Here is a 12,108-nt window from a genome sequence, read left to right as displayed (position 1 = left end):
TCAAGATTTGAATATTTTTTTATCCAGATCTGCTATGGTTATTTCCTTCAAACGTGCCAGACACCGCTGGTTCAAGTCTTCATAGACTTCTTCCATGAGTCCTCCCATTCCTGAAGCTATCAGACATTTCATCTCGGAACTGCCGCTTTTCCAGCCTGATGATACGAAGGTAAAGTCCAGCGCATCTGCAATCATATATAGCGTCACGTCTTTGCTGTCCATTACAAAATGATAGCCGCCCTCGATCCCCTCTTTTGTCTCTACCAGCTCTGCCTTTTTTAGTTTTGCCATAACCTTGCGTATTCTTGCAGGGTTCGTGCAGATATTTTCTGCCAGTCCCTCACTGGAATATACACATCCTTTGTGATTTAAAAATACAAGGGCATGCACTGCAACCGAAAATTCACTTGTCATCTTCTCCCACTCCTAATCATACTGTATTCTAACCGTTAACTTTTTGGTAACAGTTTTCCTTTTATATTATAATTCATTTTTTAAAAAATACCACCCTAATTTTTATTTTCACAGGCAAGCCTGTAAACAGTAACGTCTATTTTAACCGGATAATAAATACCGGCAGCGGGGGGTCGTTCTTCCGGTTAAAATACTGGTTAACAATGACCAGCCAGCGTTTCGGATCCAGAGACTCTAAATAGGAAAGTAAAGCATCCCGCTCTTCATACCCTGTATCCTTCCCACTGTAAATACACAGGCTCATGATCCCATCTTTCTTCAGAAGCTTAAGCCCTTCCCCGACCGCACGGATACTCGTGTCAGGCTTTGTCGCGACTGCATGGTCCGCCCCTGGCAGATAGCCAAAATTAAAAACGATGGCAGATACGCTTTCTTTCACGTATTCTCCCATCTTTTCATGCCCGTCATGTATCAGGCAGAATCTGTTTTCATAACCGCATTTCTCCAGCCGTTCTTTTGTGCCGAGAATCGCCTCTTCCTGTATATCAAATGCATATACCATGCCGTCTTCCCCACAGAGCCTGCAGAGGAACTCTGTATCATTGCCGTTCCCCGCAGTGGCATCCACACAAATATCCCCCGGTTCTATATACTGCTCCAGAAACCGGTGGCAGTAATCTGTAATCCTATAACTATATTTCATATGAAACTCCCAGAATGCAACTATCTTGTTCTTAAAAATTCTGCTTCCTTCTGCATATCCTTATCATCCGGATACGCAGCCAGATATTCCTCTGCCTTCGCCCCCGCAGTCTCCCAATCCTGCTGCCTTTCATAGCAGACAATCTCGTTATACTTCATTTCCCGGACAACCTCGGTATAATCAGGGGCATCCTCATCTTTCTTCCCGCCCGTTTCCCCGGAAAGCGCTATTCCTTTCTGAAATGCATCCAGCGCCCCTTCCACATCGTTAAGCTGCATGGAACATACGCCGATAAAGTTATAGAGTGTCGGGGTTTCATCCCCTTCATTGTCCAGAACATTCTGAAACGCTTCTTTCGCCGCCTCATAATCCTGCTGCTCATAATAGGCCATGCCAAGCCCCCTGTATGCTTCCGCGGCATCCTCCTTCTCCTCTAAAGACTTCTGGAAAGAAGATACGGCTTCCTCATACTGCTGCTCCTCCATCTGCTGCGTCCCCTGCTCTATATAATTTACCTTGTCCTTGCAGCCGGTCAGCATAAAAGCAGCAAGAATCATACAAACAATCCCTTTTTTCATATAGCTCTCCTCTTATTCCGGGTACTTCAGTACCCAGAAAGAATTCAATATATTAATCAGCATCACTGCCATATCGGCAATAATCGCATTCTGCATGGTTACATATCCGAAAACCGCTAACAGCAGCAGAACTACCTTCATCCCGATTGCAAATACCAGGTTCAGCTTCACGGCACGGATGGTTCCTTTCGATATCTTAATGGCATTCACGATCTTCGAGGGTTCATCCTCCATCAGTATCACATCCGCCGCTTCCAGGGCAGCGTCCGCTCCCAGACCGCCCATTGCGATGCCGATATCAGCAAGCGCCAGTACCGGGGCATCGTTGATGCCATCCCCTACAAACGCAAGCTTCTCCTCTTCCATCTGGCTTTCCATGAACTCTCTGACCTGATCCACCTTTTCTTCCGGCATTAGATTCGCATAGACATAATCTATCCCGAGCTGCTTCGCCACATCATCTGCAACCCGCTCATTGTCCCCTGTCAGCATGACAGCCTCAAGCTGGTGCCTCTGCAGCCAGTGGATCGTCCACTTCACATCGTCCCTTAGGACATCCGCTATCAGGATATATCCCTCATACTGGTCATCCACAGCTACATGCACGGCAGTCCCAATCGCCTGCACCGGCTGATAGAATAATCCCTGCCGGTTCATGAACTTCGAATTGCCGATGCAGACCTGTCTCCCGTCAATATAGGCCCTGACACCGAAACCAGAATACTCCTTAATCGTTTCCACTCTCCTGCCGTCGATCTCTTTTCCATAGGCTTCCCTAAGCGAAACTGCGATCGGATGGTTTGAATATGCTTCCCCATATGCTGTAAGCTCGAGAAGTTCATCCGCATCCATATGCTTCGGGCATATCTCTTTTACATGGAAAACACCTTCGGTCAGTGTTCCGGTTTTATCAAATACGAAAGTCTCTGTCTTTGAGAGTGCTTCCAGAAAATTACTCCCCTTAATCAGCACCCCCTGTCTGGATGCCGCCCCGATCCCTCCTAAAAACGCAAGCGGAACAGAGACAAGCAGTCCGCACGGACAGGCTGCCACAAGAAAAATCAGACCGCGGTATACCCACGTCTCCGCATCTCCTGATATCATCATCGGAGGAAGGATCATGACAAGAATCCCGAGCAAGGTAACTGCCGGTGTATAAAACCTCGTAAACCGGTCCGCGAAGTTCTCGCTTTTCGCTTTATTATTATTCGCGTTCTCCACCAGATTAATAATTCTGGATGCGGTGGAATCCGCATAAACCTTTGAAACGCGAGCCTCAAGCACACCGCTGATATTAATGCTCCCGCTGTAAAGCCTGTCTCCGATCTTTACTTCACATGGCTCTGATTCACCTGTCAGCGCCTTAGTATCCACCATGCTTGTTCCCATCGTAACAACCGCATCCACCGGTATCCTCTCCCCGGGCCTGATCACAATAATGTGACGCGGCTTAAGTTCCCTCGGATGTACCTTTTCTTCACGGCCATGTGTCTTGCGGTTTGCATACTCAGGACGGATATCCATAAATCTGGCAATCGACTTCTTCGTCCTTGTCAGAGAAATCACTTCCACCATCTTTCCAAACTGGAAAAAAAGCATCGCCCCTACAGCTTCCGTATATTTTCCAATAATAAATGCCCCGATCGTCGCCAGCAGCATCAATAGGTTCTCATCAAAAATATGCAGTTTTTTGAAGTTCTTTGCCATATCCTGAAAAATCCCAACCGTCATCACCAGATACGGCAGTAAATACAATATCAGCTCTGTCTTCCCAAAAAGATCCCAGTGTCTGACTGCCAATAATGCACTGATGTATAAAACCAGACCGATCCCGATTTCAATGCATTTCTTTTTTACTTCTTTTGCCATTGCGGCCCCCTCTTTTTCTTACATGCTGTCTTATACGGGGCATGCTGTCAGGTTATATCCCCGCGCTTACTCTCTGATATGTTCCATTCCCTGATTCATAATTGTCTTTATATGCCCGTCGGCAAGCGAATAGAACACCGTCTTCCCTTCCCGCCGGTTTGAAACCAGCTTCATCTGCTTAAGTACACGAAGCTGGTGTGAGATCGCAGACTGTGTCATATTCAGCGTCTGTGCCAGATCACATACACATACTTCTGACTGGAACAGCACATACAGTATTCTGATTCTGGTCAAATCTCCGAACACCTTAAAAAAATCTGCCAGATCCTGGAGTTCATCCGCCTCCGGCATATGTGCCTGAACCTTTTCAACTACATCCTCATGTACATGGACAAAGTCACAATGTTCTACCTCTATTTTTTCCATATATGGAATCTCCCTTCAAGTTCAGAATTTATTATACGTGAAATCCACCATCAGGTCAAGCGCTGCCCCCTGCCGCAGGCGACTTTAAATGGGCAGCAGCACCCTATTAAACGAATAAAAATATGCGGGCCTTCCCGGATATAGCAATGACTCCCGGCCGAAGAAATAACCCCTTCTGCCGGAAGCCCTGTGCACCCGTATATTTCGTTTTTTGAAATTACTTTTTATAAAGTACCCGGATCGAATTCAGGATGCAGATCATAGCCACCCCTGTATCCGCGAATACGGCCATCCACATGTTCGCCATGCCCGCAAGTCCCAGAATCATGACAAGTGCCTTGACTATGAGGGCAAAGGCTACATTCTGCTTTGCAATCACGCCGGTTGTCCTTGCAATCTTCAGTGACTGCGGAATCGCTTCCATAGAAGAGGTCATGAATACTACATCTGCCGCCTCAATCGCCGCATCCGCGCCGCTGCCCATTGCCGCACCCACATCCGCCCCCGCAAGTACCGGGGCATCATTAATGCCGTCGCCGACAAACATCACACTTCCATGTTCTGAGCGGATCTTCTGCAATTCCTCCACCTTATTCTGTGGCAGGAGTTTTGCATGCACTTCATCAATCCCAGTCTCTTTCCCGACACTTTCCGCACTTTTCTGTGCATCACCCGTCAGCATAGCCGTCAGGATACCAAGCCTTTTCAGTGACGCAACCGCCTGTTTTGCATCCGCCTTGATTGTATCGGCAATCACAATTCTTCCTGCATACCTGCCATTTAACGCTAGCAGGACTTCTGTGCCATATGTGGTATCCTCACACTCTGCCAGATCAATCTGGTAGTTTTCAAGCAGTTTTTTATTTCCGCACAATACCGTACCCTCTGGTAATTCCGCCTTGATTCCTTTTCCAGAAATCTCTTTCACTGCCGCCGGCCTCTTCAGTTCAATCCCTTTTTCCCCAGCCGCAGTCACAATGCTGTTTCCGATTGGATGGGTAGAAGTCAGTTCACAGCTGCCAGCAAACTTAAGCAGTTCTTCCCGGTCTACGCCTGCCGCCGGAACGATATCCTGCACAACAAAGTTTCCCTCGGTAATCGTTCCCGTCTTATCCATGACAATCGCTTTCACACCCTGAAGCGCTTCGATAGCCACGCCTCCCTTGAATAAGATCCCTTTCTTCGATCCAGCTCCGATTCCCGAGAAAAATGCCAGCGGTACACTTAACACAAGCGCGCATGGGCAGCTGATTACAAGGAACGTAATCGCTGTGTATACCCAGTAATTCCAGTTTCCGGTTACGATGGACGGAATGATGGCCGTTGCAGCAGCAAGTGCTACTACAAACGGTGTATACACTCTCGAAAATCTTGTAATAAAACGGTCAATCTTAGGCTTGTTTGCCGCCGCATTTTCTACAGAATCCAGAATTCTGGTAACCATAGAATCTTCCAGTGCCTTATCCGCACGGATTTTCAGCAGGCCCGATGTGTTCACACAGCCTGATGTCACACTGTCTCCCACTTTTGCAGCAACGGGTACGGGCTCCCCTGTTACCGGTGAAGTATCAATCCGGCTCTCTCCTTCCACGATCGTACCATCCAGCGGAATCCGGTCTCCGGGCCTGACCAAAAGAACATCTCCGATGACAGCCTCCTGCGCAGGAATCACGTCAACATCGTCACCGTTCATCCTGTTTACCACTTCCGGGCGCATATCCACAGCATCCATAATCTGGCTGCGGCTCCTTGCCACCGCAATCTCCTCGAAAAGCTCTCCTACGCGGTAAAACATCATAACACCCACTGCTTCCGCATAATCCCCGATCACCAACGCTCCCAGCGTGGCGATACTCATCAGGAAATTCTCGTCAAACACATGCCCTTTGCCGAGATTCTTAGCAGCTGTAAATAAAACCGCCCTTCCCAGAATGAGATATCCAAGGATGAACAATGCAAAAGAAAGATAGCCATTTACCGGTTCTGTCAGTTTTCCGGCAATCAGGAAAACCGCCCCAAGACCGATCTCCACAAAATCCTTCCTGTTTTCACTGAATTTTCCTGCTTTTCTCTCTTCTTTAGCCACAGGTTTTCTTTCCCTTTTAGATACCGTAACTTCCCCTTCTATTGAAGAACAGATTTTCTGGAAAACAGGGAGCAGTTCTTCCTCCGTATTCGTCACTACCTGAAGCTGTTTTGTTGCATAAGTAATGTTTGCAAAATCAACCTGGGGAAGCTCCTGAATCTTTCTCTCCATCTTTGCCGCACAGTTCGCACAGCTCAGGTTTTCCAAAATGTATACCTGCTTCTTGACGTTGTCAAATGCATGATTTACCTGGCGCCGTTCCACGGCCTCATGCACATGCCCGTCATGTTCCCCATGATCGTGCCCGCAGTGGCATTCTTCCCCATGTTCATGGTGATGACCGTGGACATGCGCTTCCTCATGATGGTGCTCATGCCCGCACCCACATTCCTCCCCATGTTCATGGTGGTGGCTGTGTTCATGTTGATGGCCGTGTTCATGTTCTTCCCCGTGATGGTGCTCATATCCGCACCCACATTCAGGATGCGCATGATAAACCTTTCTATTAACTGCCTGTTGTGCCATATCTATCCCTCCATCATAAACAACATATGAATAACTGTTCATATGTTCATGTAATCACATTGAAGCCGATTTGTCAATAGAATTTCATGAAAAAAGATATATTTTATAAAGAAAAAACCGGAACCGCAGAACATGGAAATCTTCTCCCAGTCCTGCCTGTTCCGGCCCTTAATTTCGCTTACTTTTCGTCTACAAAATGCACACTGTTCTGTGCCCGCTTATTTCCTATTACATTCTCCGCTATCTCTTCCAGCTTATCTTTGCCGCTTGTGTTATCACCGGCATTCAGAAGACATGCCTGAATGGCATCATTCAATGACAGCATCTTATCGTCCAGTTCGGCGACCATCTGCGCACATTCCCTGAGTTCGCGGCTGATATAATCCGGAGCATTTCCCTCAAACTTATAGTAAATCTTATGCTCCAGGCTTGCCCAGAAATCCATTGCAATTGTCCTGATCTGAATCTCTACCTTCGTATCCACGACACTGTCGGAAAGAAAAATCGGTACTGACACGAGCATATGATAGCTCTTGTAGCCGCTTTCTTTTGGATTCTTAATATAGTCTTTGATAGAAAGCACCTTCAGGTCACTCTGGTTCCCGATCATCTCCGCCAGACGGTAAATATCTGAAGTAAACGAACAGATCAGCCTGACTCCCGCAATATCATTTATGTACTTTACCATATTCTCTATCGAAGTCTCATAGCCGTATCTCTTCAGCTTCTTGACTATGCTCTCCGGAGTCTTGATCCTCGTCTTGATGTGTTCGATGGGATTATACTGGTGAACATGCTGAAATTCATCATTCAGAATCTCCAGCTTTGTCCCTACTTCTTTTAATGCAGCATTGTATAGAAAAATAACCGTCTTCCAGCTATCTACGTCCTCGTAATTCTTGATAGCGTCATGCATCTGTTGCTCTCCTCTCACGTCGGAAATCCCCCTTTCCCAGCCTTTTTCAGTATATCATAAATCGTGCTTTATGTCAGCCAGTTCATTCTTTTTTAAGAATTCAAAGGCAAGGAATAAACTGGAAAAGATAATGTACCATAAGCAAAAGAAAGCATACGTAACTCTTCTTGCAGCCATATTCCCCTATAATTCCAGTTTCATATCCCCGAACTTGATCCACTTTCGTTTTCTCATAAACTCGGATATTCCCAGTGTCACAAATGCCGGCAATAATATCTGGATCACCAGTATCTTTATTAATACGATCAGCTGGGCCTCATTCTGTGTCATAACCTGCCATGTCATAATCTGTCCTACCAGCCCGGCCGTCCCCATACCTGACCCTGTCGCGTTACTGGTCATATGCAGCACCATCGTACCGACCGGGCCCAGTATCGCACTGGACAGTATCGCCGGCAGCCATATAATCGGTTTTCTGACAATATTCGGGACCTGCAGCATGGAGGTTCCGATTCCCTGCGCCAGAAAACCGCCGATTTTATTTTCCCGGAAGCTGGCCACTGCAAATCCGACCATGTTGCAGCAGCATCCGATCGTTGCCGCGCCTGCCGCAAGACCGGACAAATTCAGAATAATCCCGAGCGCGGCTGAACTGATCGGCAGTGTCAGAATCATCCCCATCAGCACCGATACAATAATTCCCATCAGGAAGGGCTGCTGTTCTGTTCCCCAGTTAATCAGAGACCCCAGCCAGTTCATAAACCGTGAAATCGGAGGCCCCAACAGCAGTCCCACAGCAGAGCCTGTCCCGATTGACACAAGCGGTGTGAGGATAATATCCAGCTTTGTCTTCCCTGAAATCAGGATTCCGCATTCTATCGCTATGTATGCGGCCACAAAAGCCCCCAGCGGCTCTCCGGGGCCCGCAAATACCATTGTACCGTCCTGAATCACCTGCCCCGCCAGAAGCTTACTTGCAAAGGCACCTGTCATTCCCGCCGTGGCCGCAGACACAATCACGAGATGGCTGGCATCCAGCTTCCTTGCCACGCCGACACCTATCCCGGCACCAGTCATAGCCGCCGCAACTTTCCCCACGGCAAAAATCATATTTCCTGTCGACCCGCCCATAAAGGTACCAATCTGCTGTATAATCGTCCCTATGATTAAAGTAGCAAACAGCCCCTGGGCCATTCCGCCCAGACCGTCTATAAAGATCCTGTCCAGTAACTTTTTCATCCCTTCGTTCCTCCTGCACTTACATCTGTCTTGTCACTCCCCGCCATTTTATCATAAACCGTTTGAAAAGTCACTTTTTTTCACACTTAATAAACCTTAAAAAAGCTTCATGTAAAAGGCTGTGCAGTCCTCCCTTAAGGATACTGCACAGCCCTTTATTTAATCTGTTTCTTTCATTCTCTCCACTAATGTTTCTTTTTGAAGCATCTTCACGCCATATTGTGTCATAATCAGCTGCATAGCCGCCAGCAGTACGATGTACAGAAGGACCGGTATCCACGGGAAAGTATAACTTACCCCCAGTCCCAGCTGTATACATGCACGCACCAGGCCGTATCCGAGAACCCCGCCGAACACAAGCGTACATATGGCGGAAACACCGACATAACTCAAGGTCTCCCTGCTTAACATAGTCCTTATCTGCTCCTTCGTCATTCCGACTGCCTGCAGGATTCCCAGTTCTTTTTTACGCGTAAACAGATTGGTCATGATCGTATTCATCAGGTTGATCACACCAAATGCCACGAGGAATACAGCCAGCACATAGAGAATCATTTTCATGGCGAAACTCTCATTCTCCAGATACTCCCGTGTTTCGGTTTTGGATGACAGATACATATTTTCTTCTGCCCCAAACAGTTTCTCAAGCTCCCTGCCAACCACTTTTTCCGTCCCCGGCTCCACAGCGATTTCATAGCCGTAGGTTGTATTCATCGTAGTCCACTGGTCCAGCATTTTAGCGGGCATAAGCAGGGTGCTTCCCATAACAGCCAACGGAAGTCTTACATCGCGTCCCTCCTCAACATTCTTCTTGTTCCAGGAAATCATTTTAATCGTCGCCAGTACCGGCACATTCTCTTCTATCCTCTCGCCTGTCTGATTATAGTAAACTACAGAAATCGTATCCCCTCTTTTAATAGGATTTTCTTTAAAGTTACTATTGCTCTCGGTTTCTACAACCATTCCCGGTCCGTCCAGAAGTTCGTCATATGTTTCCGGCCCGTCATAATCCATCTCTTTGAGTAATGCAAAATCTGCTTCTGTAAAACCATTGACACCTTCCTGCTGTTCTTCCCTGAACATATTTGCGGCTATCGTGAGATATTTCCACGGTTTCGCAGATATCACGCCGTCTATGCTCTCCAGTTCCTCCTTAAGGCCCTCCCCCATCACATCTTCTGCCTGAAGCTGTGCATAGGCTTTCACGCGCCCTTCAAGACTTGTATCATTGTTATCATAACCAGATTCTGCTGTCAGCTGTAACTGATATTCTCCTTCCGGGAAAAAGTTATCTGCAGAAGCTCCGGGGTCATAAGATACGATGAAAGTGGCAATCGTCCCTAAAAGAACTCCTGCAAGTACGAGTGAACTCATCGTCAGGATACTTTTCTTCCTGTTCCTTTTTAAGTTAATACCTGCCAGGCTGTTAGGTGTCAGCCGGCGTTTCAGTACCGTGGATTCCTTCATTTTTTCAGTGTAACCGGTATATCCAAGCGCCTCAATCGGTGATGTTGCCGCCGCAATTTTAGCCGGTTTCCTGACAGAAATGCCAACGGAAACCATTCCCAGAAGCAGACAGACAAGTGCTGCCCCTAAAAATGTGAACGTATCCCAGCCTTTCGGGACAAGGGCATATCCCATCACGCCTCCAAGCAGGATCCCAAAAGGCATACCCTTCAGCGCCAGAATCATTCCTTCTCTCGATACGAGCGTACGCACCTGCTGCCTCGTCATACCGAGTGTACGCATCTGTCCGTATTCCCGGACCTTCCCTGCCACTGCGATGTAGAAAATATTATGGATGACAAGGCCTGCCGCTGCCAGTATCAGCAGTGCCACCAGAACAAGAGTAATGATGCTGCCTGTTGTAAGCCTCGAAACACCTGCCTGACCAAAGTAACCATCATTTACCTTGATCTGGCCTTCCGGTATTCCAGCCGCCTCCCCGATCTTAAGAGCACTCTGTCTGGCTGTATCCAGATCCATATCCATAGCACCCTTCATATTAACGGACGCACTGACTGTCGGAACGCTTTCCCCTTTGAGCATCATGGCACAGGGAAGTGATACATAAATCTTGTGACTATTTTTTGCTTTGGACGGCGTATCTACAATGGCCGTGACCCGGTATTCCCTGACTTTTTTGTTTCCAAGGTCGAGTGATACAGTATCCCCCGGCTGCACGGATAGTCCAAGCTGCTCTATATAATCTGCCGGCAGCATGATATCATGGTCTCCTTCCGGGAGTTCCCCTGTGTATTCGATCTGGTCCCGCTCCATAAAAGTCTCATCCTGATACATTACAAGAAGACGGTTATTCCCTACTTTTCCACTGCCTGCCTTACTGTCTGCTGCCGCCCATTTCACTCTGTCATCAGTCTTTAGCTGCTCTGCCTGCTCAGGTGTAATGTCCATATAAGACACCTGAGCCGTATCTTCCAGAAGTCTTAATTTCTCTTTGGAACTCCCAAACACATATAGTATAAATGTCAGCACCAATGCCACGGACAGGGCAATCGTCAGACATGTAAAGAGATTCCTTGTACGGCTGTTTTCCATGCTTTTGTTCGCAAGCCGGCGGATCACAGTCTTATTTACATTCCGGTCCATTTTCATTACTGCCACCTGCTTTCTCTGATTTTCCCGTCTTCGATGCGTATCAGCGTATCTGCCATCTGGGCGATTTCTTCATTGTGCGTAATCATGACAATCGTCTGTCCAAACCGCACGCCTGTCGTCTTCAGGAGGCCAAGCACATCCTGACTTGTACGGCTGTCCAGATTCCCTGTCGGTTCATCGGCCAGAAGGATCGCCGGCTTTGCAGCAAGGGCCCTTGCAATTGCAATACGCTGCTGTTCTCCACCGGACATCTGGTTCGGCATGTTCTTCAGACGTTTTTCCATCCCGATCATCCTGACGATTTCCATCACATAGTCCCGGTCTACCTGATTACCGTCCAGTTCGATCGGAAGCACAATATTCTCATATGCATTGAGCACCGGTACAAGATTGTAGGCTTGAAACACGAATCCAATCTGCCTGCGCCTGAAAATCGTAAGTTCATCGTCATTCATCTCTGACAGTTCCCTTCCCGCTACCATGACACTGCCTTCTGTCGGATTATCCAGACCGCCCAGCATATGGAGAAGTGTCGATTTACCGCTTCCGCTTGTTCCCACGACCGCCGCGAAACTCCCCTGTTCCACTTCTAAATCCACTCCGTCCAATGCCTTAACAATAGATGGTTCGCTGCCATAATATTTTTTCAATCCTTTTGTTTTTAAAATACTCATCGTTCTCTCCTTATCCCTGCTTCATTGTCTTGTTGTTTTCTATAATCCAATCCTATCAT

Annotated in this window: 10 protein-coding genes; all 10 read right to left on the bottom strand. The window is 47.5% G+C overall.

The window, feature by feature from the left end:
* A complete protein-coding gene (locus tag DWX43_RS19660) occupies window positions 1-414 on the bottom strand; it encodes an Rrf2 family transcriptional regulator (RefSeq protein WP_109731243.1) in 414 nt (137 codons plus the stop codon).
* Between the two features lie 136 nt (window positions 415-550).
* On the bottom strand, window positions 551-1,117 hold the full coding sequence (locus DWX43_RS19655) for a class I SAM-dependent methyltransferase (RefSeq protein WP_109731244.1): 567 nt from the start codon (window positions 1,115-1,117) through the stop codon (window positions 551-553).
* 20 nt (window positions 1,118-1,137) lie between these two features.
* Entirely contained in the window at window positions 1,138-1,695 is a 558-nt protein-coding gene (locus DWX43_RS19650) for a tetratricopeptide repeat protein (RefSeq protein ID WP_118621558.1), read from the bottom strand.
* A 12-nt stretch (window positions 1,696-1,707) separates the two neighbouring features.
* The gene (locus DWX43_RS19645) at window positions 1,708-3,564 is read right to left on the bottom strand and encodes a heavy metal translocating P-type ATPase (protein ID WP_118621557.1); all 1,857 of its coding nucleotides are present in this window, start codon (window positions 3,562-3,564) and stop codon (window positions 1,708-1,710) included.
* 66 nt (window positions 3,565-3,630) lie between these two features.
* Window positions 3,631-3,990, bottom strand: coding sequence for a metalloregulator ArsR/SmtB family transcription factor (locus tag DWX43_RS19640; RefSeq protein ID WP_118621556.1), 360 nt, complete (start codon window positions 3,988-3,990; stop codon window positions 3,631-3,633).
* A gap of 217 nt (window positions 3,991-4,207) precedes the next feature.
* Complete coding sequence (locus tag DWX43_RS19635; RefSeq protein ID WP_118621555.1) at window positions 4,208-6,601, bottom strand: heavy metal translocating P-type ATPase; 2,394 nt, start codon at window positions 6,599-6,601, stop codon at window positions 4,208-4,210.
* Window positions 6,602-6,779: 178 nt separating this feature from the next.
* On the bottom strand, window positions 6,780-7,517 hold the full coding sequence (locus tag DWX43_RS19630) for a GTP pyrophosphokinase family protein (RefSeq protein ID WP_109731249.1): 738 nt from the start codon (window positions 7,515-7,517) through the stop codon (window positions 6,780-6,782).
* A gap of 183 nt (window positions 7,518-7,700) precedes the next feature.
* Window positions 7,701-8,756, bottom strand: coding sequence for a PTS sugar transporter subunit IIC (locus tag DWX43_RS19625; protein ID WP_109731250.1), 1,056 nt, complete (start codon window positions 8,754-8,756; stop codon window positions 7,701-7,703).
* A 159-nt stretch (window positions 8,757-8,915) separates the two neighbouring features.
* Window positions 8,916-11,372 carry an ABC transporter permease gene (locus DWX43_RS19620; RefSeq protein WP_118621554.1) on the bottom strand — a complete coding sequence of 819 codons (2,457 nt, stop codon included), beginning with the start codon at window positions 11,370-11,372 and terminating at the stop codon, window positions 8,916-8,918.
* Complete coding sequence (locus DWX43_RS19615; RefSeq protein ID WP_118621553.1) at window positions 11,372-12,049, bottom strand: ABC transporter ATP-binding protein; 678 nt, start codon at window positions 12,047-12,049, stop codon at window positions 11,372-11,374. Before DWX43_RS19615 ends, DWX43_RS19620 begins: the two co-directional genes overlap by 1 nt.
* Window positions 12,050-12,108: the final 59 nt, after the last annotated feature.

The sequence above is a fragment of the Clostridium sp. AF19-22AC genome (assembly GCF_003479085.1).
Taxonomy (GTDB): Bacteria; Bacillota; Clostridia; order Lachnospirales; family Lachnospiraceae; genus Faecalicatena_A; species Faecalicatena_A orotica.
The sequence above is the reverse complement of the archived record's forward strand: the minus strand, read 5'-3'. Positions and strand labels throughout refer to the sequence as shown.

Coding starts and splice junctions, on each gene's coding strand:
- DWX43_RS19615 (WP_118621553.1), bottom strand. CDS start 12,049: ATGAGTATTTTAAAAACAAAAGGATTGAAAAAATATTATGGCAGCGAA.
- DWX43_RS19640 (WP_118621556.1), bottom strand. CDS start 3,990: ATGGAAAAAATAGAGGTAGAACATTGTGACTTTGTCCATGTACATGAG.
- DWX43_RS19650 (WP_118621558.1), bottom strand. CDS start 1,695: ATGAAAAAAGGGATTGTTTGTATGATTCTTGCTGCTTTTATGCTGACC.
- DWX43_RS19630 (WP_109731249.1), bottom strand. CDS start 7,517: ATGCATGACGCTATCAAGAATTACGAGGACGTAGATAGCTGGAAGACG.
- DWX43_RS19635 (WP_118621555.1), bottom strand. CDS start 6,601: ATGGCACAACAGGCAGTTAATAGAAAGGTTTATCATGCGCATCCTGAA.
- DWX43_RS19625 (WP_109731250.1), bottom strand. CDS start 8,756: ATGAAAAAGTTACTGGACAGGATCTTTATAGACGGTCTGGGCGGAATG.
- DWX43_RS19655 (WP_109731244.1), bottom strand. CDS start 1,117: ATGAAATATAGTTATAGGATTACAGATTACTGCCACCGGTTTCTGGAG.
- DWX43_RS19645 (WP_118621557.1), bottom strand. CDS start 3,564: ATGGCAAAAGAAGTAAAAAAGAAATGCATTGAAATCGGGATCGGTCTG.
- DWX43_RS19660 (WP_109731243.1), bottom strand. CDS start 414: ATGACAAGTGAATTTTCGGTTGCAGTGCATGCCCTTGTATTTTTAAAT.
- DWX43_RS19620 (WP_118621554.1), bottom strand. CDS start 11,372: ATGAAAATGGACCGGAATGTAAATAAGACTGTGATCCGCCGGCTTGCG.